This window comes from Microbispora catharanthi (genome assembly GCF_006334915.2).
Classification (GTDB): domain Bacteria; phylum Actinomycetota; class Actinomycetes; order Streptosporangiales; family Streptosporangiaceae; genus Microbispora; species Microbispora catharanthi.
In genome coordinates, this window is sequence record NZ_VDMA02000008.1 from 231,943 (window position 1) to 257,587 (window position 25,645).

Annotated in this window: 23 protein-coding genes; 12 read left to right on the forward strand and 11 right to left on the reverse strand. The window is 70.5% G+C overall.

Annotation, left to right across the window (positions count from 1 at the left end; all coding sequences use genetic code 11):
* Positions 1 to 54: 54 nt before the first annotated feature.
* The 6 genes from FH610_RS17645 to FH610_RS17670 all read right to left on the reverse strand — a co-directional run bounded on the left by FH610_RS17645 (position 55) and on the right by FH610_RS17670 (position 5,686).
* Positions 55 to 1,605 carry a serine/threonine-protein kinase gene (locus FH610_RS17645; RefSeq protein ID WP_139575536.1) on the reverse strand — a complete coding sequence of 517 codons (1,551 nt, stop codon included), beginning with the start codon at positions 1,603 to 1,605 and terminating at the stop codon, positions 55 to 57.
* Positions 1,606 to 1,668: 63 nt separating this feature from the next.
* On the reverse strand, positions 1,669 to 2,061 hold the full coding sequence (locus FH610_RS17650) for an RrF2 family transcriptional regulator (protein ID WP_139575537.1): 393 nt from the start codon (positions 2,059 to 2,061) through the stop codon (positions 1,669 to 1,671).
* A 30-nt stretch (positions 2,062 to 2,091) separates the two neighbouring features.
* The gene (locus FH610_RS17655; protein ID WP_139575538.1) at positions 2,092 to 3,054 is read right to left on the reverse strand and encodes a sulfate/molybdate ABC transporter ATP-binding protein; all 963 of its coding nucleotides are present in this window, start codon (positions 3,052 to 3,054) and stop codon (positions 2,092 to 2,094) included.
* The gene (locus tag FH610_RS17660) at positions 3,044 to 3,841 is read right to left on the reverse strand and encodes a sulfate ABC transporter permease (RefSeq protein ID WP_139575539.1); all 798 of its coding nucleotides are present in this window, start codon (positions 3,839 to 3,841) and stop codon (positions 3,044 to 3,046) included. The genes FH610_RS17655 and FH610_RS17660 overlap by 11 nt, the downstream gene beginning before the upstream one ends.
* A complete protein-coding gene (cysT, locus tag FH610_RS17665) occupies positions 3,834 to 4,658 on the reverse strand; it encodes a sulfate ABC transporter permease subunit CysT (RefSeq protein WP_139575540.1) in 825 nt (274 codons plus the stop codon). Before cysT ends, FH610_RS17660 begins: the two co-directional genes overlap by 8 nt.
* Positions 4,655 to 5,686, reverse strand: coding sequence for a sulfate ABC transporter substrate-binding protein (locus FH610_RS17670; RefSeq protein WP_167538734.1), 1,032 nt, complete (start codon positions 5,684 to 5,686; stop codon positions 4,655 to 4,657). Before FH610_RS17670 ends, cysT begins: the two co-directional genes overlap by 4 nt.
* Positions 5,687 to 5,912: 226 nt before the next feature.
* Between FH610_RS17670 and FH610_RS17675 the strand changes: the two genes are divergently transcribed.
* Positions 5,913 to 6,911: a hypothetical protein gene (locus FH610_RS17675; RefSeq protein ID WP_139575541.1), complete on the forward strand. Its 999-nt coding sequence runs from the start codon at positions 5,913 to 5,915 to the stop codon at positions 6,909 to 6,911.
* A gap of 10 nt (positions 6,912 to 6,921) precedes the next feature.
* Here the strand turns inward: FH610_RS17675 and FH610_RS17680 are convergent, their stop codons facing one another.
* On the reverse strand, positions 6,922 to 8,337 hold the full coding sequence (locus FH610_RS17680; protein WP_139575542.1) for an LCP family protein: 1,416 nt from the start codon (positions 8,335 to 8,337) through the stop codon (positions 6,922 to 6,924).
* 233 nt (positions 8,338 to 8,570) lie between these two features.
* On the opposite strand from FH610_RS17680, the gene FH610_RS17685 reads away from it, so the two are divergent.
* Positions 8,571 to 9,071 carry a hypothetical protein gene (locus tag FH610_RS17685; RefSeq protein WP_139575543.1) on the forward strand — a complete coding sequence of 167 codons (501 nt, stop codon included), beginning with the start codon at positions 8,571 to 8,573 and terminating at the stop codon, positions 9,069 to 9,071.
* 4 nt (positions 9,072 to 9,075) lie between these two features.
* Here the strand turns inward: FH610_RS17685 and FH610_RS17690 are convergent, their stop codons facing one another.
* Positions 9,076 to 10,089 carry a LacI family DNA-binding transcriptional regulator gene (locus tag FH610_RS17690; protein WP_139575544.1) on the reverse strand — a complete coding sequence of 338 codons (1,014 nt, stop codon included), beginning with the start codon at positions 10,087 to 10,089 and terminating at the stop codon, positions 9,076 to 9,078.
* Between the two features lie 253 nt (positions 10,090 to 10,342).
* On the opposite strand from FH610_RS17690, the gene FH610_RS17695 reads away from it, so the two are divergent.
* The 9 genes from FH610_RS17695 (at position 10,343) to FH610_RS17735 (ending at position 21,406) form a co-directional block, all read left to right on the forward strand.
* Positions 10,343 to 12,082: an ABC transporter substrate-binding protein gene (locus FH610_RS17695; RefSeq protein ID WP_240809029.1), complete on the forward strand. Its 1,740-nt coding sequence runs from the start codon at positions 10,343 to 10,345 to the stop codon at positions 12,080 to 12,082.
* 68 nt (positions 12,083 to 12,150) lie between these two features.
* Entirely contained in the window at positions 12,151 to 13,143 is a 993-nt protein-coding gene (locus FH610_RS17700; RefSeq protein ID WP_139575546.1) for an ABC transporter permease, read from the forward strand.
* The gene (locus FH610_RS17705; protein WP_139575547.1) at positions 13,140 to 14,000 is read left to right on the forward strand and encodes an ABC transporter permease; all 861 of its coding nucleotides are present in this window, start codon (positions 13,140 to 13,142) and stop codon (positions 13,998 to 14,000) included. The genes FH610_RS17700 and FH610_RS17705 overlap by 4 nt, the downstream gene beginning before the upstream one ends.
* Position 14,001: 1 nt before the next feature.
* The gene (locus FH610_RS17710) at positions 14,002 to 14,946 is read left to right on the forward strand and encodes an ABC transporter ATP-binding protein (RefSeq protein WP_139575548.1); all 945 of its coding nucleotides are present in this window, start codon (positions 14,002 to 14,004) and stop codon (positions 14,944 to 14,946) included.
* Complete coding sequence (locus FH610_RS17715; RefSeq protein ID WP_139575549.1) at positions 14,947 to 15,876, forward strand: ABC transporter ATP-binding protein; 930 nt, start codon at positions 14,947 to 14,949, stop codon at positions 15,874 to 15,876.
* Positions 15,873 to 18,269 carry a glycoside hydrolase family 2 protein gene (locus FH610_RS17720; RefSeq protein ID WP_139575550.1) on the forward strand — a complete coding sequence of 799 codons (2,397 nt, stop codon included), beginning with the start codon at positions 15,873 to 15,875 and terminating at the stop codon, positions 18,267 to 18,269. Before FH610_RS17715 ends, FH610_RS17720 begins: the two co-directional genes overlap by 4 nt.
* A gap of 52 nt (positions 18,270 to 18,321) precedes the next feature.
* Positions 18,322 to 19,428 (forward strand): mannose-6-phosphate isomerase, class I, encoded by a 1,107-nt coding sequence (manA, locus tag FH610_RS17725; RefSeq protein WP_139575551.1) that lies wholly within the window; start codon positions 18,322 to 18,324, stop codon positions 19,426 to 19,428.
* 97 nt (positions 19,429 to 19,525) lie between these two features.
* On the forward strand, positions 19,526 to 20,581 hold the full coding sequence (locus FH610_RS17730; RefSeq protein ID WP_139575552.1) for a polysaccharide deacetylase family protein: 1,056 nt from the start codon (positions 19,526 to 19,528) through the stop codon (positions 20,579 to 20,581).
* Positions 20,582 to 20,620: 39 nt separating this feature from the next.
* Entirely contained in the window at positions 20,621 to 21,406 is a 786-nt protein-coding gene (locus FH610_RS17735) for a CPBP family intramembrane glutamic endopeptidase (RefSeq protein WP_139575553.1), read from the forward strand.
* A 589-nt stretch (positions 21,407 to 21,995) separates the two neighbouring features.
* Here the strand turns inward: FH610_RS17735 and FH610_RS17740 are convergent.
* On the reverse strand, positions 21,996 to 22,712 hold the full coding sequence (locus FH610_RS17740; protein WP_139575554.1) for a maleylpyruvate isomerase family mycothiol-dependent enzyme: 717 nt from the start codon (positions 22,710 to 22,712) through the stop codon (positions 21,996 to 21,998).
* A gap of 236 nt (positions 22,713 to 22,948) precedes the next feature.
* Between FH610_RS17740 and FH610_RS17745 the strand changes: the two genes are divergently transcribed.
* Positions 22,949 to 23,884: a hypothetical protein gene (locus FH610_RS17745; RefSeq protein ID WP_139575555.1), complete on the forward strand. Its 936-nt coding sequence runs from the start codon at positions 22,949 to 22,951 to the stop codon at positions 23,882 to 23,884.
* A 4-nt stretch (positions 23,885 to 23,888) separates the two neighbouring features.
* Here the strand turns inward: FH610_RS17745 and FH610_RS17750 are convergent, their stop codons facing one another.
* Together FH610_RS17750 and FH610_RS17755 are read right to left on the reverse strand one after the other, a co-directional pair.
* A complete protein-coding gene (locus tag FH610_RS17750; protein ID WP_139575556.1) occupies positions 23,889 to 24,671 on the reverse strand; it encodes an ABC transporter permease in 783 nt (260 codons plus the stop codon).
* Positions 24,668 to 25,564 (reverse strand): ABC transporter ATP-binding protein, encoded by an 897-nt coding sequence (locus tag FH610_RS17755; protein ID WP_139575557.1) that lies wholly within the window; start codon positions 25,562 to 25,564, stop codon positions 24,668 to 24,670. Before FH610_RS17755 ends, FH610_RS17750 begins: the two co-directional genes overlap by 4 nt.
* Positions 25,565 to 25,645 lie beyond the last annotated feature (81 nt).

The window sequence follows — 25,645 nt, forward strand, 5'->3', positions numbered from 1 at the left end:
TGTCACTTTCACTGTGCGTCATCATGACACACGCGAGGCGAGCGCGGGTGGATTTCAGGCCGCGGAAGGCGTCGGAACGAGCGGCGGCGGCTGGAAGAGCGAGAGCACCCTGACGAGCGTGGGCCGCAGGGCGTCCCAGTCGGCGGCGGGGGCGGTCCAGGTGAGCACGCTCGTCGTCGTGTCCGTGGAGATCACCCGGCGGTACTGGTGATACTCCACGCCCTTGGCCAGGTGGTCCCGCGCCGACGCCTTGCGTGGGGTCCAGGTGAACTCCCAGTCGGCGGAAGGGCCATGCTCACCGGTCACTGCCCTGAGTCGCAGCTTGCGATAGGTCGTGGCGTCCGGACGGAGAATGTCCTCCGCCTCGCCGAGCGCCGCCAGGGGATCGGTTCCGCGCTGCGCGGTCACCTCGACCGTGAACGCCGCCCCGCCGTCCCGCGAGCGCCAGGAGGTCGAGTACGGCCGGTCCTCGCGGGTCCAGCCGCGGGGCACACCGGCCCGCCAGCCGGCGTCGGACGTGTGCCACTTCAGCTTCAGCCGCGGCGCGGGCTGCCCGGACGCCGACGCCGCGGGGGCCGACGCGGGGGCCGACGCAGGGGAGGAAGCGGGGGAGGACGCGGGGGAAGACACGGACGCCGGTGGGGTGACCTCTCCGGCCCGGCTTTCCCCGCCGCGCCGCAGCACCGCCCACCCCCCGACAGCCCACCCCCCGACAGCCCAGCCCCCCACAACACACGCGACGAGCACGGCCGCCGCGATCCCCGAGATACGACGAGCACGGCCGGGGCGGCGGCGTACGGGCCGAGGCGGGGCGGGCGGCTCGATCTCGGCGAGCAGGCGGTCGGCGGTCTCCGCGTCGATCCGCCGCCTGGGCTCCCGGGCCAGCAGCCCGGTGAGCACCGCGCGCAGTTCCCCGGGCACCTCTTCCAGCGGCCCCTGGCCCGTGGGCGGGCTGCCGGTGACGGCCAGATGGAGGGTGGCGCCCAGCGACCACAGGTCGGCGGCGACCGTGCGCGGCCCGCCGGCGGTCCGTTCGGGGGCGAGGTACGTCTCGGTGCCACGGCCGACGGGAGGGCTGCCTGGCACAGGATCGCGGGCGAACGCCGGATCGGTGGCCGGCACCGTCACGCCGAAGTCGGCGAGCAGCACCCGGCCGTCGTGCGCGAGGAGCACGTTGGCGGGCCGGACGTCGCCGTGCCGTACGCCGGCGGCGTGGGCGTGCGTGAGCGCGGACAGCACGGTGCGGGCGATCCGCGCGGCCTCGGCCGGGGGCATCGGTCCGTCGCCGGAGACCACCCCGTCGAGCGAGCGGGAGGGGACCAGTTCCGTCACGACGAACGGGGTGTCGCCCTCCTCGGCGACGTCGTAGACGGCGGCGATGTGAGGGTGGCTCAGCCGCTCGGCCTGGCGGGCCTCGCGGGAGATCCGCTGGACGAGCCGCAGCCGCGCGGTCTCGCTCAGGTTCGGGGGCAGCAGGACCTCGCGGATCGCGACGGGCCGGTCGAGCAGCGTGTCGCGGCCCTCCCACACCAGCCCGGTGCGGCCGTGGCCGAGGGCGCGGACCAGCCGGTATCGCCTGACGATGAGCTGCCCAGCAGTACCCATCCCGCCTGCCTCTACGCCACGGCACGTTCCAGTTGAATGTGGAGTCTTCCACAACTACCGGGATCAGAGGGGTGGAAGGGAACCGGTCGCGATGTGGGCGAGCGTGACCTCGGTGAGCGTCGCCTGCTCGTGGTCGCGCAGCGCCGTCCAGACGTCGCCGAGGGGCTCCGCGACGCCGTGGAACCCCTCGCTGTCCTGCGGCGCCCCCTCCATGATGAGGACGACGTCGGCGAGCGTGATCTGCTCGGCGGGCCGCGCGAGCCAGTATCCGCCGTCAGGCCCGCGTTGGCTGTGGATGAGGCCGGCCCGCCGCATCTGCAGCAGGATGTTGTCGAGGAATCGCCGGGGAATGCGCTGGGCGGCCGCGATCCGCTCGGCCGGGACCGGCCCCGGCGCGGCCGCGGCCAGTTCGGCGGCGGCGCGCAGGGCGTACTGGGTCCGTACGGAGAGCCGCATGGTCTCACACTGCGTCTGTCGCTGTGTTTGTCACAGCGCGAGGACCAGGGAGCGAGCGCCGGGCGCGGGCCTGAGGTGCACGGTGTCGCCCGGCCCGAGACCGAGCCGGTCGGCCTGCTCCCGCGTCACCTGGACCCACGCCTCGTGCCCGCCGATCTCCACCTCCACGCGCACCTCGAAGCCGAGCCGTACGACGCGGGAGACCACGGCGGGTGAGCCGCCCTCTACGGGATCTGGGCTGATCTCGATGTCGTGCGGGCGGACCAGGCTGCCGCCGATCTCGGTGACCGGGCCCAGGAAGCGCATCACGAACGGGTTGGCCGGGTTGTCGTACACCTCGCCGGGGCTGCCGGCCTGCACGACCTCGCCCCCGGCCAGCACCACGATCGTGTCGGCGACCTCGATGGCCTCCTCCTGGTCGTGGGTGACGAACACGGTGGTGACGTGGACCTCGTCGTGCAGCCGGCGCAGCCACGTGCGCAGCTCCTTGCGCACCTGCGCGTCGAGGGCGCCGAACGGTTCGTCCAGCAGCAGCACCTGGGGCTCCACCGCGAGGGCCCGGGCAAGGGCCATGCGCTGGCGCTGGCCGCCCGACAGCTGGGAAGGGTAGCGGTCGGCCAGTTTCTCCAGGTGGACCAGTTCCAGCAGTTCCATGACGCGTTTGCGGATCTCGTCCTTGGGCCGCTTGCGGATCTCCAACCCGAAGGCCACGTTGCGGAAGACCGTGAGGTGCTTGAAGGCGGCGTAATGCTGGAACACGAAGCCGACGTTGCGCCGCTGCGGGGACAGCCGGGTGGCGTCGACGCCGGAGATCCGCACCGTGCCGGTGTCGGGCCGCTCCAGCCCGGCGATCACCCGCAGCAGCGTCGACTTCCCCCCGCCGCTCGGGCCGAGCAGTGCGGTGAGCGACCCCGCGGCGACGTCCAGCGACACGTCGTGCAGGACGGGGGTCGTCCCGAACGACTTGTTCACGTCGCGTACCTCAATTGCCATCAGACCGATCCTTCGGGCGCAGGAGCTTGGTGAACAGCAGGGTGACCACGGCGATCAGGGCGAGGGCCGTGGCGGCGGCGAACGCGGCCGGCTGGTCGAAGTTCTGGAACCGCTCCTCCACGAACAGCGTCAGCGTCTGGGTCTGGTCCACGAGGCGGCCCGAGACCACCGCGACCGCGCCGTACTCGCCGAGCGAACGGGCCAGGCAGAGCACGACGCCGTAGCCGAGGGCCCAGCGGATGCCGGGGAGCGTGATGCGGACGAACGACTGGAGGCGGCTCGCGCCCAGTGTGTGCGCGGCCTGCTCCTGCTCGTCGCCGAGCTCCTCCAGGACCGGCACGACGGCCCGCACGACGAGCGGCAGCGACACGAACACCGTGGCCAGCACCATGCCGGGGGTGGAGAAGATCACCTGGATTCCCCAGCTCTCCAGCAGGCCGCCGAGGGGGGAGAACCGGCCGTACACGAGGATGAGCGCGAGCCCGACGACGACCGGCGAGACGGCCATCGGCAGGTCGATGAACGCCCCCAGCAGCCGTTTGCCGGGAAACTCGTGGCGGACGAGCAGGAGCGCGGCGCCGACCCCGAAGACCGTGTTGGCCAGGACCGCCCAGCCGGCGACCGTCAGCGTGACCGTGAAGGCGTGCAGGGCCGACGGGGAGGTCAGGGCCTCGGCGAACGGAGCGAGCCCGTCTCCGAAGGTCCGCCAGACGATCAGCGCCACGGGCAGCACCAGCAGGAACAGGACGTAGACGACGGCGACCACGCGCAGGACGTGCTTAGCCACGGCGGCTCCCCCAGCGCTGCAGGACGTCGAGCGTGATCAGCGCGACCAGGGCGACCACGAGCAGGACCGTCGAGATCGCGGCCGCGCCGGTGGTGTTGTCGCCCTCGATCTGGCTGAAGATGTTCACCGCCGCGACCTGCGTCTTGAACGGCAGGTTGCCCGAGATGAGCACGGTCGAGCCGAACTCGGCGATCGCCCGGGTGAAGGCGAGGGCGGTGCCGGACAGCATCGCGGGAATCAGGTTCGGCAGGATGACCCGGCGGAAGGTCTGGAACGGGCTCGCGCCGAGGGAGGCCGCCGCCTGCTCCATCTCCGTGTCGAGCTCCAGCAGGACCGGCTGCACCGTACGGACGACGAACGGCAGCGTGACGAACAGCAGCGCCAGCACGACTCCGGCCCTGCTGTAGGCCAGGTTGACCCCGAGCGGGGACTGCGGGCCGTACAACGCGAGCAGGACGAGACCGGCGACGATGGTCGGCAGCGCGAACGGCAGGTCGATGATCGTGTCGAGCACGGCCCTGCCGGGGAAGCGGTCGCGGACCAGCACCCAGGCGATGACCGTTCCCATGACCAGGTTGACCAGGGCGACGAGCGCCGAGGCGCCGACGGTCAGGGTGAGCGCCGCCCAGGCGTCGGGGGTGGTGACCGAGCGCCAGAAGTATCCGGGCCCCTCGTCGGCCGAGCGCCAGACGACGGCGGCCAGCGGGATCAGCACGATCAGGCTCAGGTACAGCACCGCGGTGCCGAGGCCGGCGGCGGTGCCGCCGGCCAGACGTCGGACAGGGCGTACGGTGATCGCGGTCACTTCACGCGTCATTTCTCCGTCGCCACGCCGAGCTTGCGTTCGATCTCCGCGACCTTGCCGGTCTTCGAGTCGAAGAAGTCAGTCGTGATCTTGTCCCAGCCGCCGAGGTCCTGGATGGTGAACAGCTGCGGCGGGGCGGGCCAGTCGAAGCCGGTCACGCCGTCGGCGACCGGGCGGTAGCCGTTCTTGGCGAAGATCGTCTGGGCCTCGACCGAGTAGAGGTACTTGAGGAAGGCCGCGGCCTCCTTGGGGTGGGCGCTGTTCTTCGTCACGGCCACCGGGTTCTCGATGAGGAGCGTCGAGTCCGGAACCGTGTAGTCGATCTCCTGGTTGTTCTGCTGAGCGAAGATCGCCTCGTTCTCGTACGTGAGGATGGCGTCGCCCTTGCCGCCGGTGAAGGTCTGCAGCGACTTGCGGCCGCTGTCGTCCTGGACCGGCACGTTCTTGAGCAGCGCGTCCAGGTAGGCGAGCCCGGCGGCCTGGTCGGCGCCCTTGTTCGACTTGGCGCCGTAGCCCGCGAGCAGGTTCCAGCGGGCGCCGCCGGAGGTGAAGGGGTTCGGCGTGATGACCTCGACTCCGGGCTTGACGAGGTCGTCCCAGGTCTTGATGCCCTTCGGGTTGCCCTTGCGGGTGCCGATGACGACGACGGACTTGGTGAGGATCCCCTTGCTGGGCCCGGCGGTGGGAGCGGAGTTCCAGTCCGGCGCGACGATGCCGGCCTTCACGAGCCGGGTGATGTCGGTCTCCAGGGAGAACTCGACGATGTCCGCCTTGAGCCCGTTCGCCACGGCGCGGCTCTGGTCGCCGGACGCGCCGAACGACTGGGTGAAGGTGATGTTCTTGCCCTCGGGCGTCTTCTGGAACGCCTTGATGATGTCCTCGAACGCCGCCTGGGGGGTGGAGTAGGCGACCAGCGCCAACTGGACCTTGCCTCCGCCGCCGTTGCCCCCACCGGCGTTGTCGTCTCCCCCGCAGGCGGTGACCAGGGTGGTCGTCGCCATGACGGCGGCTGCGATGGCCCCGAGCCTGCGCACTGTCATGCCTGTCCTCTATTCCGAGAGATTCCTACCAAGTCAGTCGGTTTAGTCGATATTAAAGACCGTTCCAGGAATCCCGTCAAGTCCGATGGGTTTGCAGGGTTTGTTGTGGCGGTGACAAACCTGGTTCCAGTGATTGTTGTGAAATTTCCAGACAGGACGTGTCGACCAGTGCTAGGAACGTTCGCTATTGGGACACGACCTAAAAGCTCACCGAGGAAGGACCTTCATGCGCGACCCGGTCACCGAGGACGCCTACGAGCAGGACGGCACGTTGATCCGTCCGTACATCACGGGCGAAGGCCAGCACGGCGGGGAGGGAGACCGGTTCTGGTCCGAGGAGCAGGACGAACACGTCCTCGGCGGCGGGCCGGACGACAGCGGCGACGTGTTGTCGGAGGACTGGCGGCCGGACCAGCCCGCGCAGACGCCCGCCGACCACGCCGACCAGGATGACTACGCCGCTGGACGCACCGCTCGGCTCCGCTCGGAGAATCCGGTGAGCGACGAGCACCTGGTGGACGACGAGCACCTGGTGAGCGACGGCGACACCGATCCGCGCGGCTTCCTCGGCTCGGGCTGGCGCAACGCCCCCGACCCGGACGAGGACGACGACGAGCGGTCCCGGCGCGGCGGGATGCTGCTGCGGACCGGTCTGATCGCCGTCGGCGTCCTGGGCGCGATCTGGGCGCTGGCGCTGTGGGTCGGGCAACCCTCCGGAGCGGAGTGCGAGGGCGGGGCGGGCTGCGCCGCCAGGGCGGGCACGGCCGCGACGGCGCCGGTCTCGCCGGCCCCCGACGGCGACGCCACGGCCGGGGAGTCCGACGCGGGGCCTACCGACGCGCCCACCGACGCGGTGCCCAGTGACGCCCCCACCGACGCCCCCACGGCCGAACCCACACGGACCCGGCCCGGCACGTCCGGGACCTCGGCGCCGACCGCGTCGTCCGCGCCCACACGCCCGTCCCGGTCCCGCGCGCAGGACCCCGGCTCCCGGCCGGACGCCACCCCACGCCCGTCACGGTCCCGCGTGTCGGTCGACACGCAGCGGTCGTCCGCCGACAAGTCAGACGGGCAGACCTCGGGGACGGACACCGCGGCGTCCGAGGAGCAGGCGGCCACGGCCCCCACCTCCGGGCCGGCCACCGAGCAGCCGACCAGCGCGCCCGCCCCCACCCAGGAATCGTCGGGTCACGGCGGCGGCCTGTTCGGCTGGCTCTTCGGCTAGGACTCTTCTCCTAGGAGGCTGTGCAGCTGTCCTGGGTGGCGTCGAAGCCCTCCACGTCGTCGAGCGTCCTGGGGGGCTTCATCCCCTGCCAGTCGGCCCCGATCCCCAGCACGAGGGTCTGCGTGGCGGCCGTGCGCACCAGGCGGGACCGTGACTTCTTGAGCTCGCGGAACAGCCGGGACGCCCGGCTCTCGCCGTTCTCCGAGTACGCCACGACGGTCTTGGCGTACGGCTTGGGCGCCTGCTCGACCTTGACGATGTGGTAGCCGCGCTGCTCCAGTTCGGCGGCCACCTGGGTGCCGAGCCCCTGCTGCCCGCTGCCGTTGCGCACCAGGATGTGGATCTGCGACTTGGGGATCTTCTGCTCGCCGCTCTTGACGTTCTTGGCGATCTGGTCGGCGGCGACCATCCTGAACAACCGCTGGGCCTGCGGCTGCACCCACTCGACCCGGCCGGGGCTGGTGATCGAGTAGCGCCAGGGGGTGGTGACGAAGCGGATCTGCCCCGCGGTCAGGCCCTGCGCGCTCGTCGCGAGGTCCTTCATCACACCGATCGTGAGGTCGGGGTCGGTGGTGATCGACTTGGTCACCGCGTCGAGGAACCCGAACAGCGTCGTGGGGTTGGTCAGCGTCTCGCCGCTCATGGCCTTCTTGGCCATCGAGGCGAGGAACATCTGCTGGCGCTGGATCCGGCCGATGTCGGAGCCGTCGCCGAGCGAGTAGCGGGCGCGGACGTATCCGAGTGCCTGCTCGCCCTTGAGGATCTGCTTGCCCGCGGGCAGGTCGAGCAGCGCCTTCTTGTCGTGGACGGCCTGCGGCAGGCAGACCTGCACGCCGCCCAGCGCGTTCACCATCGCCTTGAAGCCGGTGAAGTCGACCTTCACGAAGTGGTCGATGTGGATGTCGGTGAGGCCCTCGATCGTCTTCCAGGTGCAGGCGATGCCGCCGGAGTTGAACGACTCGTTGATCATTCCGACGTGGGGCCGCTGGCCCGGCAGGTTGCCCCTGGCCGGGCAGGCGGGGAGGCGGACGAGTGAGTCGCGCGGGAAGCTGATGAGCACCGCGCCGTCCCGGTTCGGGGAGATGTGCGCCACGATGATCGTGTCGGTGCGCTCGCCGGGGAACTTGCCGTATCTGGCGTTGGCGCCGTTGCGCTGGTCCGAGCCCACGATCAGCACGTTGAGCGCCTTGCTGATCTTCTGCGGGCGTGCCTCGCCGCCGAGATCCTTCTGGGTCACCGCCTCGTGCTTGACGTTGCCGCTCAGCTTGACGTAGCCGCCGACGGCGAACGTGGCGGCACCGACGAGCACGCCCAGCGCGCCCGATAACGTCACCCACAGCCATGGCCGCCATTTGGGCGGCGTCCGGGGCGGCGGCGCCGGGAGGTCCTCCGCCGGGGGCGCGGGACGGACGTCGACGTGACCCACTGTCGTGCTCCTGAGGGTCGGACCAGGCGTTTCTCACCAGGTCGAAAGCCAGTAGCGGCAAACGGGGCCAAGTGTAGCGATCTCCCCTGAACGTCACCTTTCAAACGCGGTAACCACCGCGCCAGAGGCGCGCGTAAGCGTCGTTCCCGACGCCCGGTAAGCCCAGTGCAAGCGTCGATCAAGCCCGTCCGCCTATCCCTGTGACGTACGAGGAATCCGAAGGGTTGAGAGCAATGTCGCGTAACGTCTTCGTCGCCGGCGCCGGCGCCGGCATCGTCCTGTTGTTCGCCGGGATCTACGGGATGGGCTCGATCTCCACGATGTCGTGGGGGTTGCCCGCCTTCATCGTCGGGATGTTCCTGCTCGTCGGCGACGTCGTCATCCTGGCCGGCAGGCTGGTCGGCGGCGGCGGCCCGTCCGGCGGCGTCTTCGGCCAGATGAAGAGCTTCCTGGGCACCGGCAACCAGGACCTCGTCGGCACCGGCATGCCGGCCACCGCCCTGGTCGCGAGCATGCGGGACACGGGCACGATGGTGAACGACCAGCTCGTCGTCGCCTTCGACCTGCGGGTGCAGCCCGCCTCCGGTGCGCCGTACGTGGTCGCGCACCGGCAGATCCTCCCCCGGCTGCTGATGGGCGCCGTCCTGCCGGGCCGGACGGTCCAGGTGTGGACCGACCCCGCCGACCCGCAGCGCCTGGTGATCGACTGGTCCGCGCTCCCCACGCAGGTCTGAGCGGCTACGCGGGCGGCGCCGTGCTGCCGCGGGTGGTCAGGCGCGGGGCCTCGTCCTCCAGCGGCCTGGTCTCCACGCCGTCGATCAGCGCGAGCAGCCGCTGGGCCGCGTGCGCGCCGTACGCCGGGATGTCGCGGGTGAGCACGGTCAGCGGCGGTCGGACGACCTGGCAGAGCGGGGAGTCGTCCCAGGCGACGATGGACAGGTCGGCCGGCACGTCGAGCCGCATCTCCTGGGCGACCGACAGGCCGGCCACGGCCATGATGTCGTTGTCGAAGACGATCGCCGTGGGCCGCTCGGGTGAGCTGAGCAGCCGCCGCGTGGCCCGCGCGCCCTCCTCGCCCGTGTAGTCGGTGTGCACGATCGGGCAGGCGTCCAGCCCGAGGCCCGCGCAGACGTCGCCGAACGCCCGGTCGCGGATCGACGTGTGCGACAGCCGGGGCAGCCCGGCGACGCGGGCGATCCGCCGGTGCCCCAGCGCGACGAGATACTCCACCGTCTCGCGTACCGCCGCGCTGTCGTCGGCCCAGACCGGCACGAGCGATCCGGCGGCCGAGGGATGCCCGAGGACGACGACGGGCATGCCCATCTCCTCCACCTGCGGCACGCGGGGGTCGTCGAGGTGGAGGTCGACGAGGATCGCGCCGTCCACCCGGCCCTCCCCCCACCAGCGGCGGTAGACGCCCATTTCGGCCTCGTGGTCGCCGACCACCTGGAGCAGCAGCGCGTAGGAGCGGGCGGAAAGCTCCGCCTCGATGCCGCTGATCAGCTCCATGAAGAACGGCTCGACGCCGAGGAACCGGGCGGGCCGGCACAGGGCGAGGCCCACGGCGTGCGCGCGGGCGCCGTTGAGCGCCCTGGCCGCGATGTTCGGGCGCCAGCCGATCTCGTTCGCGATGGCCAGGATGCGGGCCCTGGTGGCTTCGGACACCCCCGGCTGGCCGTTCAGGGCGTACGAGACCGCGCCCTTGGAGACCCCCGCCTGGCGTGCGATGTCCGCGATGGTCGGTCTTCTCACGTGTCCCCTCGACTGAACCGGTCCAGTGACCCTCACCTTACTACCGTTACTTTGCCTACATCTTCCCCTATTGACACCGGCGACATCCGGATTTTACGGTCTCGGTACTTATCCGGTTCAGCACCTACGGCGCGGCGAGGCGAGCGGTGCGGACCGCTGATCATCGGGGCCTGGCAGGGAGTGCGGACCCCGCGCGGTGTCGCGTGGGGGAAGGAGAGTCACCATGCGAAACCGAACGCGGTTTCTTATACCGGTGCTGGCAGCCGGCCTGTTAAGCGCGGCCTGCTCGGGAGGCGGGGGTTCGTCCACGCCGACCGGCCCGGCGGGAGGCGGTGCGGGAGGCGGCGCGGCCGCCCCTGCGGGTGGCAGCGGGGCGTTCCCCCGCAACGAGACCCTCTACACCAGCGGCACCCAGTGGGGACCGCCCGCGAACTGGAACCCGCTGCGCGAGTGGGACTTCGCCACCGGGACCAAGGGCCTGGTCTACGAGACGCTGTTCATGTACGACCCGAACACCGACAAGTTCACGCCGTGGCTGGCCGAGAGCGGCGACTGGACCGGTGAACTGGAGTACACGCTCAAGCTGCGCAAGGGCATCACCTGGGCGGACGGCAAGCCGTTCACGGCCGACGATGTGATCTTCACCTTCGAGCTCGGCAAGATGGAGACCGTCCCCTACCACCCGCTGTGGGACTGGATGAAGAGCGCCGAGAAGGTCGACGACTACACGGTCAAGTTCACCTTCACCACGGCCAACTACCAGGAGTGGGCCAACCACCTCTACAGCCGGGCCATCGTCCCCAAGCACCTGTGGGAGGGGCGGTCCGAGGACGAGGTGATGAACGGGGTCAACGAGAAGCCCGTCGGCACCGGCCCGTACGCCTACCAGTCGCACGACCAGGACCGCATGGTCTGGGTCAAGCGCGACGGCTGGTGGGCGACGAAGGCGCTGAACAAGGACGTCAAGCCCAAGTACATCGTCGACATCGTCAACTCCAGCAACGAGGTCGCGATGGGCCTGCTGCTGCAGAAGGGCCTCGACCTCAGCAACAACTTCCTGCCGGGCATCGCCAACCTGGTCAAGGGCAACTTCGGCATCGAGACCTACTACGACCAGCCGCCGTACATGCTGTCGGCGAACACCACCTGGATGTGGTTCAACACGGCGAAGAAGCCGATGGACGACAAGGAGTTCCGCAAGGCGGTCGCCTACGCCATCGACACCAAGAAGATCGTCGAGGGCGTCTACGGCAACCTGGTCAAGGCGTCCGACCCGAGCGGCCTGCTGCCGCAGTGGGACAAGTACGTCGACAAGAACGTCACCTCCACGCTCGGCTTCTCCTACAACCCGGACAAGGCCAAGCAGCTGCTCGCCGACGCCGGCTACAAGGACCGCAACGGCGACGGGCTGGTGGAGTCGCCGAGCGGCGGCAAGATCTCGCTGAAGCTGATCGTGCCCGCCGGGTGGACCGACTGGATGGAGGCCGCCCGGGTCATCAGCTCCAGCGCCAAGGCCGCCGGCATCGACATCGAGGCCGACTTCCCCGACTACAACGCGCTCGTCGACGTGCGCAACCAGGGCAAGTTCGACCTCGTCCTCAACAACGACAAGCAGCTCGCGAACACCCCGTGGCTGTACTACGACTACCTGTTCCGCCTGCCGGTGCAGAAGCTGCAGAGCACGACGAACTACGGCCGGTACGAGAACAAGCGGGCGTGGGAGCTCACGCAGCAGCTCGACCAGGTCAAGCCCGAGGACGTCGAGGGCATGAAGAAGGTCACCTCGGAGCTGCAGAAGATCCAGCTCGAGGACATGCCGGTCGTCCCGCTCTGGTACAACGGCCTGTGGTCCCAGACCACCAACTCGGTCTGGAAGAACTGGCCCAGCAGCGCGCCGAACACGCCGAAGTATCCGCCGACGGTGTGGCGCAACTGGCTGGAGATGGGCGGCACGCTCATGCTCACCGAACTCCAGCCGGCCTCCGGAGGCTGATCTTCTCGCGCCCCCCTTCCATCCTGCGTACGGGAGGGGGGCGCCGTTCCGCGACCGGGAGGTCGATCTTGCGCCGCTATTTCGGCAGAAAGCTTCTCATCTACGGCCTGACGTTCTTCGTGGCCGTGACCATCAACTGGATGATCCCGCGGTTCATGCCGGGCGACCCCGTGCAGAGCATGCTGTCGCGGGCCAACGTCGCACAGCCGGCGGCCGTCGAGGCCATGCGGGCGCACTACACCGCGATGTTCGGCTTCGACCTGCCGCTGTGGCAGCAGTACCTCAACTTCTGGGGCTCGCTGCTGAAGGGCGACCTCGGCATCAGCATCTGGCTGTTCCCGACGCCGGTGTCCGACGTGATCATCCGGGCGGTCCCGTACACGCTGGGCCTGCTGATCCCGTCCATCTTGCTGAGCTGGTTCGCGGGCAACCGGTTCGGCGCCTTCGCCGCGCGGCGCAAGTGGCTCGACAACAGCGTGCTCCCCGTCGGCTACGTGCTGACCGCCACGCCGTACATGTGGCTGGCGATCCTGCTGGCCTGGGCGCTCGGCATCCTCGCGGGCGTGTTCCCGGTCGCCGGGGCCTACGGCTTCGACATGCAGCCGTCCCTGTCGTGGGATTTCCTCGGCAGCCTCGCCCAGCACTGGTTCCTCCCGTTCGCCTCGCTGTTCCTGGTCGCGTTCGGCGGCTGGGCCATCGGCATGCGCAACATGATCATCTATGAGCTGGAGGCGGACTACGTCAACTACCTGCGGGCGCTCGGCGCGCCCATGCGGCTGGTGCGGCGCTACGCCTTCAGGAACGCGATCCTGCCCCAGGTGACCGGCCTGGCCCTGCAACTCGGCGTGCTCGTGGCCGGCGCGCTGGTCACCGAAATCGTCTTCAGCTATCCCGGGCTGGGGCACCTGATCCTCCAGGCCATCCAGAACCAGGACTTCTTCCTGCTGCAGGGCACCTTCCTGTTCATCGTCATCGGCGTGCTGATCGCCAATTTCATCATCGACATCGCGTACGTCCTGGTGGACCCGCGCACCAGGACCGGGATGGGAGGAGCGGCATGACGGCCGTGCCCACCGTGCGGCGTGAGGCGCTGCACTTCGCGCTGCGCAACCGCAAGCTGGTCGTCGGCACGGTCATCGTCGCCGTCTTCCTCGTGGCCGGTCTGGCCGGGCCGCTGCTGTTCGACCACGGGCCGAACGACTACGTCGGGCCGCCCATGGCGTCGCCGTCGGGGGAGTTCTGGTTCGGCACCACGACGTTCGGCCAGGACGTCTTCGCCCAGTTCGTGTACGGCCTGCGCTCGACGTTCCTCGTGGGCGTGCTCGGCGGCGTGCTGGCGGCGGTCGTCGGCATGGTCGTGGGGTTCGTCGCGGGCTACCGCGGCGGGTGGGTCGACGAACTGCTCACCATGCTCACCAACATCGTGCTCGTGCTGCCCGCGCTGGTGGTGCTGCTGATCATCAACGCCTACCTGGGCGTGCGCAGCATCGGCGTGCAGGCGCTGTTCATCGGGCTGACCTCGTGGCCGTGGGCTGCGCGGGCGATCAGGGCGCAGACGTTCTCGCTGCGCTCGCGCGAGTTCGTCGACCTCGCCCGGCTGAGCGGCGTGCGCACCCCCAAGATCATCCTTCGGGAGATCGCGCCGAACATGAGCTCGTACCTGTTCCTGACGTTCATCCTGCTGTTCGGCAGCGCGATCCTGATCGCCGCCTCGCTCGACTTCATCGGCCTCGGACCCACCGAGGGGGTCTCCCTCGGCCTGATGCTCAACAACGCCGCGCGGTGGAGCGCGCTCCAGCTCGGCCTGTGGTGGTGGTTCATCCCTCCGGGCGCCGGCATCACGGCGATCGTCGGCGCACTCTACGTCATGAACGTCGGGCTGGACGAGGTGTTCAACCCGAAGCTGAGGGAGATGTGACGTGGCGCTGAATGTCACCGACCTCCGGGTCTACTACCGGACGCTGCGCGGCGAGGTGAAGGCGCTCGACGGCGTCACGTTCTCCGTCGCGGACGGCGAGATCATGGGCCTGGCCGGGGAGTCCGGCTCGGGCAAGTCCACGCTCGCCAAGAGCCTGATCCGCCTGGACGGCCGCATGCGGCACGTCGGCGGCACGGTGGAGCTGGACGGCAGGACGATGCCCCTGTCGGACGACATCGGGATGGACCGGTTCCGCTTCCGCGAGGTGTCGCTCATCCCGCAGTACTCGATGAGCGCGCTCAACCCGACCAGGAAGATCGGCAAGATGGTCGGCGAGCTGCTGGACTCGCGCGGCGAACGGCCGGACAGGGCCGAGCTGGAGCGGCGGCTCGAGCTGGTCGGCCTGTCGAAGGACGTGCTCGACCGCTACCCGATCGAGCTGTCCGGCGGCATGAAGCAGCGGGTGGTCATGGTCGTCTCCACGCTGCTGAACCCCTCGCTGCTGATCGCCGACGAGGTCACCTCCGCGCTCGACGTGTCCAGCCAGAAGGCCGTGGCCACGACGCTGCTCGGGTTCCGCGACCGCGGCCTGGTCACGAGCATGATGGTGGTCACCCACGACATCTCGCTCGTTTACCAGATCGCCGACACGATCATGGTGATGTACGCCGGGCGACTGGCCGAGAAGGCCCCGGCCGACGTGCTCGTCACCGCCCCGAGGCATCCGTACACCAAGCAGCTCATCTCCGCGCTGCCCGAGGTGGGGGTGCGCTACGAGGACCGCCGGCTGACGGGGATCCCCGGCAATCCGCCGTCCCTGCTCAAGCCGCCCGGGGGATGCCGGTTCAGGGAGCGCTGCCCGCTCGCGTTCGACCAGTGCGCCGAGCAGCCGCCGTTCGCCGAGGTGGCCCCCGGACACTTCGTCGCCTGCTGGAAGGCCGAATAGATGCTCAAGCTGGACGGTGTGTCCAAGATCTACCGCGTCGGCGCGTTCGGCGGGCGGGAGCTGAAGGCCGTCTCCGATGTCAGCTTCGAGGTCGGCGAGGGGGAGGTGGTCTCGCTCATCGGCGAGAGCGGCAGCGGCAAGAGCACGCTCGGCCGGATGATCCTGCGCCTCGCCTCTGTCAGCGGCGGCACGATCACGCTGGACGGCAGGGACATCACCTCGCTCAAGGACCGCAAGGGGTATTACCGGCAGGTGCAGGGCGTCTTCCAGGACCCCTTCAGCTGCTACAACCCCGTCTTCCGGGCCGACCGCGTCTTCGCCATGATCAAGGAGCAGTACTTCCCCCAGGCCGGCGCGGACGAGTGGCGCAAGCGCGTGGAGGGCGCGCTGGAGAGCGTGCGGCTCGACCCCGGCAACGTGCTCGGCAAGTATCCCCACCAGCTCAGCGGCGGCCAGCTCCAGCGCATGCTGATCGCCAGGGCCGTGCTCCTCGACATCCGGCTGCTGGTCGCCGACGAGATCATCAGCATGCTCGACGCGTCCACCCGCATCGACGTGCTCAACCTGCTCGCCGACCTGCGGGCGCGCGGCCTCGGCATCCTGTTCGTCACGCACGACCTGTCGCTCGGCAACTACGTCAGCGACCGGACCGTGGTGCTGCGGCACGGGAAGATCGTGGAGATGGGCCGGACGGACCTCGTCTTCGGCGACCCGGCGCATCCCTACACGCGCTCGCTGCTGGCCTCGGTCCCCCGGCTGCACGCCAAGTGGACCGACGCCCTGCCCGAGGACATGGCCGAGGACGTGCCGTGTGCGTACCACGAGGCGCCGCGGGAGAGCCGGACCCGTCCCGGGCTGGCCGAGGTGGAAGGCAACCACTTCGTGGCCTGCTCCGGCTGCGGGGCATCGAAGATTAAGGAGAAAGCGTGAGCTCTCACCGTCCCCTGCACGACGGGTGGACCGTCACCGCCGTGTCGTCGACCGGGCAGCTCCGGCCGGTGGTCGCGGGCCTGCCCGCGGCCGTTCCCGGTTGCGTCCACACCGACCTCCTCGCCGCCGGGCTGATCGAGGACCCCTACCTGGACGACAACGAGGACCGGCTGACCTGGATCGGGCGTACGGCGTGGTCGTACGAGACCACCTTCACGTGGGAGTTCGCGCAGGACGGCACCGACGACGACCGGGCGGACCTGGTCTGCGAGGGACTCGACACGGCCGCCACGCTCGTGCTCAACGGCATCGAGATCGGCACGACGGCCGACATGCATCGGTCGTACCGGTTTTCGGTGCGGCACCTGCTGCGCGCCGGTGAGAACACGCTGAGGATCCTTTTCGACCCGCCGTACGGGTACGCGGAGGCGCAGAAGGCTGCCCTCGGCGACCGCCCCGGCGCGTACACCGAGCCGTACCAGTTCATCAGGAAGATGGCCTGCAACTTCGGCTGGGACTGGGGACCGACGGTGGTCACCGCCGGGATCTGGCGGCCCATCGGCATCGAGACCTGGAGCACCGCCCGGATCGCCGAGGTGCGGCCCTTCGCCTCGGCGGACGGCACCGTCGAGGTGCACGTGGCGGTCGAGCGCGCCACCGAGCGGCCGCTCACGCTCACGGCCTCGGTGGGGGGAGTGACCGAGACCGTCACCGTCGGCGCCGGGCAGCGCCGGGCCGTCGTCACGCTGACCGTGCCGGACCCGGAGCTGTGGTGGCCGCGCGGATACGGCGAGCAGCCGCTGTACGACCTGACCGTGCACCTTGAAGATCAGGAGTGGACCGGCCGGATCGGATTCCGGTCCGTCGAGCTCGACCGGACCGGCGACGCGTTCACCTTCGTGATCAACGGGAAGCCGGTCTTCGTCAAGGGATTCAACTGGATCCCCGACGACTGCTTTCCCAGCCGGATCACCCGGGAGCGGCTGGCCGAGCGGTTCGCCCAGGCGGCCGCCGCGGGCGCCAACTGCCTGCGGGTGTGGGGCGGCGGGATGTACGAGAGCGAGGACTTCTACGACCTCGCCGACGAGATGGGCCTGCTCGTCTGGCAGGACTTCCCGTTCGCCTGCGCGGCCTACCCCGAGGAGGGCCGCTTCACGGCGGAGGTCGAGGCCGAGGCCCGCGAGCACGTCGCCCGCCTGGCCCGCCACGCCAGCCTCGTGCTGTGGTGCGGCAACAACGAGAACATCGAGGGCCACGCCGACTGGGGCTGGCAGGACTCGCTGGAGGGCCGCAGCTGGGGCGGCGGCTTCTACTACGACCTGCTGCCCCGGGTCGTCGCCGAACTCGACCCGACCCGGCCGTACTGGCCGGGCAGCCCCTACTCGGGGGCCCCCGACCTGCCGCCGAACGACCCGTCCAAGGGCACGGTCCACATCTGGACGGTCTGGAACCACCAGGACTACACCCACTACGCGACCTACACGCCGAGGTTCGTGGCCGAGTTCGGCTTCCAGGGCCCGCCGACGTACGCGACGCTGCGCGCCGCGGTCTCCGACGACCCGCTGACGCCGGTCTCCCCCGGGGTGACCCACCACCAGAAGGCCATCGACGGCAACCTCAAGCTGCTGCGCGGCCTCGGGGAGCACCTGCCCCAGCCGGACGGGTTCGACGACTGGCACTACTACACCCAGCTCAACCAGGCCAGGGCGATGGCGTTCGGCATCGAGCGGTTCCGGGCGCTCGCGCCTTACTGCATGGGCACGATCGTGTGGCAGCTCAACGACTGCTGGCCGGTCACCTCGTGGGCCGCGGTGGACGGCGGCGGGCGGCGCAAGCCGCTGTGGTACGCGCTGCGCCGGGCGTACGCCGAACGGTTGCTGACCTTCCAGGGCGACGCGCTGGCGGTCGTCAACGACACCGACGAGCCGTGGTCGGGCGAGCTCGCCGTCGACCGGCTCAGTCTGGCGGGGGAGATCCTGGCCAAGGAGCGTTTCGACGTGTCGGCGCCGGCGCGCGGCACGGCGTCCGTGGAGCTGCCCGAGGGGGTGGCGCGAGCCGGGAACCCGGCGGGCGAGGTGCTGGTGGCCACACTCGGCGACGTACGCGCGCTGCGGTTCCCCGGCGAGGATCCGGCCATGGACTACCCGCCGGCGGAGATGGACACGGTGGTCGAGGAGATCGAGGGCGGGCTGCGGGTGCGGGTGACCGCGCGGACGATCGTGCGCGAGCTGGCGATCTTCCCCGACCGGCTCGACCCCCGCGCGACCGTGGACGACCAGCTCGTCACGCTGCTGCCGGGGGAGACCGCGGTCTTCCACGTAACGGGCGGTGATGTGGACCCCGGCGCGCTCGTCCGTCACCCCGTGCTCCGGTGCGTCAACGAATCCCGTTAGTCTCGGATCGCCCCCGCGCCGACGCGCCGTGCCCGCCAAGCAGAGGACTCACGTGGATCTGCTCACCAACGTCATCAAGGACTACCCCTGGGGCTCCCGGACGGCCATCGCCGAGCTGACCGGGCGGCCCGCCTCGGGGCCGGAGGCCGAGTTGTGGCTGGGTGCCCACCCGGCCGCGTCCTCCCGGCTGACCAGGGACGGGGCCGAGACCACGCTCGCCGACGCGGTCGCGGCCGACCCGGTGGGGACCCTCGGGGAGGCGGTCGCCGGACGGTTCGGGGAGCGGCTGCCGTACCTGATGAAGCTGATCGCGGTGGACGCGCCGCTGTCGCTGCAGGTCCACCCCGACGCCGAGCAGGCCGCCGACGGCCACGCCCGGGGGGACGCGAACTACACCGACCCCTGGCACAAGCCGGAGCTGGTCTGCGCGCTCACGCCGTTCACCGGGCTGGCCGGGTTCCGGCCGCCCGAGCAGTCGGCGATGCTGGTTGAGCGGCTGCACGTCGACGCGCTGCGGCCGGTGGTCGCGGCGCTGCGCGACGGCGACGTGCTCGGCGCGCTGCGGGTGCTGCTGGAGTGGCCGGGCTCCCGGCGTCAGCTGGTCGAGTCGGTGGTGTGGGCGGCCTCCGCCGTCCACATGCCCGACTACGCGCTGGTGGTGCGGCTGGCCCGGCGTTATCCGGAGGACCCGGCCGTGCTTGCGCCGCTGCTGATGCGCCGTCACACGCTGGCCCCCGGTGAGGCGCTGTTCCTCGGGGCCGGGGTGTTGCACTGCTACCTCGACGGCTTCGCCGTGGAGATCATGGCCTGCTCCGACAACGTGCTGCGGGCGGGCCTGACCGGCAAGCACATCGACGTGGAGGAGCTGCTGCGGATCGCCGACGCCGCGGCGCAGCCCGTGGCGGTGGAGCCGGTCGGCGGTGCGTACGTGCCGCCGGTCCCGGAGTTCCTGCTCCGCAGGATCGCATCCGGCGCGAACGAGACGCTCTCGGGGGGCCTGCCGAGGATCGTGCTGTGCACCGAAGGCGTCGTGAACGTGGGCACGGCCGGCTCGGAGGTCAAGCTGCGGCCCGGCGAGTCGGTGTTCGCCGCCGCGTCGGAGGGCTCCGTCGAGATCGGCGGGGACGGCGTCGCCTTCTGTGCCGAGCCCCACCTGTGACTCACTTAGCGTGATGTTTGTCCTACGCCGCGTGATGTGAACACGTCCCGCGGGTAGGAGCCCCTCATCGTCAAGCGCGGCCCGATGAGGGGGATCCATGGGGCGCTTCAGGGTTGCCGGCATCGCCGCGGCGTCGTTGGGGGCGGTTGCGCTCTCCGCCTGCGCCGCCGGTGGGGGCAAACACATCACGCACGCGAGCCCGGCCGGTCACCAGCAGAACAACGCGGCGGCCGGGGCGGCGCTGCGCAAGTCCGAGACGGCCGCCGCCGCCCAGGTGAAGGCCAACGAGCTGGGACAGGTTCCGGTGATCATGTATCACCGGATCGTCAAGAACCCGCCGCCGGGCGACGACCGCAGCCCGAAGGACTTCCGCGACGAGCTGGAACGGCTCGCGGCGGAGGACTACGTGCCGGTCACCGCGGCCGAGTACGTCACCGGAAAGATCGACATTCCGGCGGGCAAGCACCCGGTGGTGCTGACCTTCGACGACTCCTCGCCCTCCCAGCTCACGCTCGACGGCATGGGCAACCCGGCGCCGGACTGCGCGATCGGCATCCTGATGGACGTCGCGAAGAAGCACCCGGGCTTCCGGCCGGTGGCGACCATGTACGTGATCAAGGATCTGTTCGGCAAGGCCCGGCAGGAGGAGCAGATCCAGGTCCTGCAGTGGCTCAAGGACCACAACTTCGACGTCGGCAACCACACCCGCGACCACCTCAACCTGCTCGGCAAGCCGAAGGACCAGGTGGAGAACCAGATCGCGGCCGGGCAGACGCTGATCACCTCGCTGATCAAGACGCCGCCGGTCACGCTCGCCCTGCCGTACGGCAACCAGCCGCACGAGAAGAAGTGGGCGTTGCAGGGGGCGTCCGGCGGCACCCGCTACGACTACAGGGGCGTGTTCCTCGCGGGCTACACCCCGGCGCCGTCGCCGTACACCAAGGACTTCGACCCCGTCGGCATCCCGCGGATCAGGTCGAAGGAGAAGGTCGGCGACTGCAAGAAGTTCTGCTCGATGGCGTGGCTCGACTGGCTCAAGGCGAACCCCACCGACCGCTACACCTCGGACGGCAACCCCAACACGGTCGCCTTTCCGAAGTTCAAGGCGGCGTTCGTCGCACCGTCGTTCACGTCCCGTGCGCTGCCGTACTGACGGGACGGATGACCGTGCGGGGGCGGCTACCCTGCCAGCATGGACGACGCCACCGCCGACGCGACCGCCCTGCGCGGACTTACGCCGCGGCTGATCGGCCCGGAGATCATCGCGGTCTTCGCGGTCTCGCTCGGCGCCAGCGCCCTGCTGTCGCTCATCCGCCTCATCGGCGCACTGACCGCGCCGAAGGACCTGGGCGACCAGCACGCGGTGCTCGTCGGCTCGCTGGCCCCCGGCCGCCCGTGGCTGGATCTCTCGCTGCACCTCGCGGGGATCGCGGTGAACGTGGCGCCGGTGGGGCTCGCCGCCTACCTGCTGGCGCGATCGGGCGAGTCCATGCGCACGATCGGGGCCGACTGGCGCGAGCCGGGCCGCGACACGCTGCGTGGCGCCGTGCTGGCGGCGGTGATCGGCGGCACCGGGCTGCTGTTCTACCTGTTCGCCTTCCGGTCCGGGTTCAACCTGAACGTCGTGCCCGACAGCCTGCCGGACTTCTGGTGGCGGATCCCGGTCCTGGTCGCCGAGGCCGCCCAGAACGGCGTGCTGGAGGAGGTGCTGGTCGCCGGTTATCTGTTGCATCGATTGGGGCAGCGCGGCTGGTCGCCGTGGCGCGCGCTGGGGGCGTCGGCCGTCCTGCGCGGCTCCTACCACCTCTATCAGGGCTTCGGCGGTTTCGTCGGCAACATCGCGATGGGCGTGGTCTTCGGCCGGCTCTACCAGCGCTGGGGGCGGACCATGCCGCTGATCATCGCGCACACGCTGATCGACGTGGTCGCCTTCGTCGGGTACGGCGTGCTGCGCGGTCGCGTCTCCTGGCTGCCCTGATCTCCTGTCTAATCGGGCGGAATGCGTTCTCTCCGGCGCGCCTGATTGATTTGGGCCCGATCCCGGTGCATCGTTGACGGGCCGCCGCACGTCTGGATCCCCCCGGGCAAAACCGGCCTGTCCTGGCCGTATTTATATTCGGGGAATTCGCATGAGGCGTTTATCGATACGCATTCCATATCCGGCGCGCCGTCGCGCCGCCGTCGACCGCAGGCCCGGAGGTCCCACCCGGCCGCCCGGCCGCGAACGTCCGGCCGGCCTGCCGTACCGGTGCCCAGTGGGGGGCCCAGTGAGAGGCCCAGTGGGGGGCATGGTGGGAGGCAGAGTCGCACGCCGGGGCTCCGCCGCGCCCGTCGCCGCGAGTGCCCTCACTTCGAGGGTCGTGACCGTGCGTGCGGCCCTGCCCGTACGGCCCGCTCCCGGGAACACCGGGTCGTGGGCGGCGGTCCCGCCGAGGCGGGAGACGAGCGTCTTATTACCACCGGTGCCGAGGGCGCGGTCCGATCCGTTATGTCCCACACGCCGGGTGCCCGCAGGGGCGCCCGGCGTGTCTCGTCTTGTCGCCGGAGCCGCGTTTCCGGCGCGCGGCTCAGGCGAGGCAGCGCAGCGCGCCCCGGACGCGGGCGTCGAGAGGATGCCCGGCGGGCAGCCGGCCGACCGTCGCCTCGACGAACTCCTCGGGGGAGAGGTCGGCGGTCAGGCCGTCGTCCACCTGCACCTGCACCCGGCCGCAGGCGTGTTCGATCCGCGCCTTGGACCCCTGCTCCTCCAGCACGAACATGCCCACCCGGACCCGCCAGCCGAGGCGGTCGCCGGCCTCGTCGGGCGTCACCGGAGCCCCGACGTCGTCGGCGTGCGTGGCGTACTCCGAGTCGTAGTGGAAGGTCTGGAGACCGGCCGGGTAGGGGCCGGCCGACGTGTGGAGCGTGCCGTCGCGGCCGAGGGCGCGCATCCGCCTTCGCGTCTCCCCGTTCCTGGTCCGCCACTCGTCGAGCACCTGCTCCACCGGCTGGCCGTGCCGCTTGCGCACGCACCACTCGTTGAAACCGTCGAAGCCGCCGCGCACGCCCTCGTGTTCGAGCAGCTCGTAGAACCCGTCGATGTCGTCGTCCAGGCACGCGTGGTTGTACAACTCCTCACCGACCAGGTGTGCGAGCACGTCGCGCACCGTCCAGCCGTCGCACCGGGAGGGGCGGTTCCAGCCGTCCTCGTCGAGGGAGGAGAAGAAGCGGTCCAGCCGCGCCGCCTCGGTGTCGAAGATGTCGAAGGGGTCGAGCCCCGCCAGTTCGTCCCGTGCAGAGGTCATGCCTGAGCCGTACCCTGACCCGCCCCACCCTCACTTCGCGACGGTACGGCGGGCGGCATCGGGCGGTGTCAGGACATTTCTCTCATAAGACGGACATTTAAACCTGCGGCGCTCTCAACAATGCGCAGGGGAAGGGAAAGACCGGGTCTTAGCTCGTTTGTCCGGTGATCTGCGCGGAAACCCCGAGATCGGTAAGCACGGTGGTTCTTCTGCGGTTGTTCTAGGGGGAAAACGAAATGGCAAACAGCACGAGCGTCGCCGGGATCCTCGCGATCGGCGCCGTCCTCGCCGGTGGCGCCGTGATCGCGAGTGTTCCTCTCGTCGCGGCTCAGGCGGGGGCCGCCACGATGTCCGCGCAGCACGGCCTCGTCCGGTTCGGCCATCCGCACTCCCGGGGCCAGCGCAACAGCCAGAAGAACGGGCACCGGCACAATCAGCGACTGCGGGAGCAGCAGCGTCAGCATCAGTTCCTGATGCGTGACCTCACGCTGGTCCTCACGCCGTTCCAGAAGGAGACGACGGGTGCGGCCGCGCTGCCGTACAACTGGCAGAACGGCAGCACGGTCGCCCAGCAGTACGCCGACCAGGACCGGCTGGCCGCGTTGCAGGACACGCCGGAGACGGTCGAGATCAACCGCGACGGCCAGGAGGAGAACGGCAAGACGACGGTCTCCCCGCAGGTGGAAAAGCGCGACGTGGACCTTTCCGCCAACGTGAAGAAGGACGAGAAGAAGGACGGCAAGCAGGACGCATCGGCGCCCCGGCCGCCCGTCGACCCCGGCAAGCGGCCCGCCGACGTCACGCCCACGCCCGCCGTGTCGAAGCCCGACCCGGCACCGCTCGTGAAGCCGGTGGTGAAGCCGGTCGTCAAGCCCGCCCCGGCTCCGGCTCCGGCGCCCCTCGTGAAGCCGGTCGTCAAGCCCGTGGAGAAGCCGGTGCCCGCTCCCGTCGTCAAGCCGGTCGTCAAGCCGGTCGCCAGGCCCGTCGAGAAGCCCGTGCCCGCGCCCGCGACGTGCGCTCCCGCCTGTTCGCCCGGTCTCACCCTGCCCCTGACCCTCTCGCTCACGGCCAAGGTGTCCCTCGCGGCGGACGCGGGTGCGAGCACGGCCGCGAAGCCGGCCACCGCGACCACCGCGGCCCCTGGGGCCTGCGCGCCGCTGAGCGCGAGCTGAGTCGTCAGGCGTCCCTGCGGGCCAGCAGGACGGCGGCCACCGTGTACGGCACCGCCACCCAGGCGACCGTCACCGCGAGCGCGGCGAGCGGCGAAAGGAGCGCGCCGCCGAGCGACTGGGGGTTGCCGGTGCCGGCCAGCTGGCCCGCCAGGGCGCCCGGCAGGATCGAGCCGATGCGCTCGTTCCAGGGCGCCGGGACGTTGTTGACGACGATCGGGAGCACGTACCAGACCGCCACGAGCGCGGCGACGGCGGCGACCGCCGACCGAGTGATCGCGGCCAGGCACAGGCCGAGCAGCGCGAACATCGCGATGGACAGGCTCAACGCGAGGAAGAGCGGCATCTGCCGGCTCAGCTCCTCGGCCGACTGCCCCCGGATGGGCCGATCGCCGATGATGAGCCGCCCGGCGGCGTACGTCGCGAGCACGGCCGCGAGCCCCGTGCAGAAGGCGACGACCGCGACGACGCTTGCCTTGGCGGCCAGCACCCGCCCGCGTGACGGCAGCACGGTGAACGTGGTTCGGATCATGCCGGTGCCGTACTCGCCCGAGAAGGCGAGGACGCCCAGCACGGCCAGGCACAGCGAGGCGAGCCAGTTGGCGAGCTCGGGCAGCGACGACACCTCCAGGCGATCGCGCCGGCCGGGCGGCAGGCCCTCCCACAGGTGGACGGCATACCACGCCAGCAGGGCCATGAGAGCGACGACGACACCGACCACGCCGAGGACGACGAAGGTGGACCGGAGGGTGCGGAGCTTGAGCCATTCGGCGGCGAGGGCGTCGATCACCGGCCGGCACCCCCACCCGTGAGCTCAGCCGTGAGCCGCATGTAGGTCTCCTCCAGCGAGGCGCCGCGCGGGGTGACCTCGTGGAGGGGGATCGCGTGCCGGGCGGCGAGGTCGCCGATCTCCTTCGGATCGAGGCCGCGCACCGACAGGCCCCCGCCGTCCTCGGCGGTGACCGTCCCGCCCGCGGCCGCAAGTGCGGTGGCGAGGTCACCGGCGCGGCTGCTGCGGACGAGGACGTCCCTTACGGCGGTCAGCTCCCGCATCGGGGTGTCCGCGATGAGCCGCCCGCGGCCGATGATGACGAGGTGGTCCGCGGTGAGCTCCATCTCGCTCATCAGGTGGCTCGACAGGAGCACCGTGCGTCCCTCGGCGGCGAGGCCGCGCAGCAGTTCGCGGATCCAGCGCACGCCGTCCGGATCGAGGCCGTTGACCGGCTCGTCGAGCAGCAGCACCGCGGGGTCGCCGAGGAGCGCGGCGGCGATCCCGAGGCGCTGGCGCATGCCGAGCGAGAAGCCGCCGATCCGCTTGCGGGCGGCGCCGGCCAGGCCCACCTGCTCGATGACGGACACGACCCGGTCGCGGCCGATGCGGTTGGCTCGGGCGATCCAGCTCAGGTGGCCGAGGGGCGTACGGCCGCCCTGGACGGCGCCGGCGTCAAGGAGCGCGCCCACCTCCCGCATGGGGTGGCGGATGCGGTCGTAGCGGCGGCCGTTCACCAACGCCTCGCCGCTCGCCGGGTGGTCCAGGCCGAGGATCACCCGCATGGTCGTGGTCTTGCCCGCGCCGTTCGGCCCGAGAAACCCGGTCACGCGGCCTGGTTTCACGTGGAACGTCAGCCCGTCCACGGCGACCGTGCGCCCGAAGCGCTTGGTCAGCTCTCTGACTTCGATCATGTCCCGACGGTCTCGCGGGGCGCCCGTTCTCCGCGTCGGAGCGGAGTGCGATCCGCCGGCCGCGCCTCAGACCGTGGCATG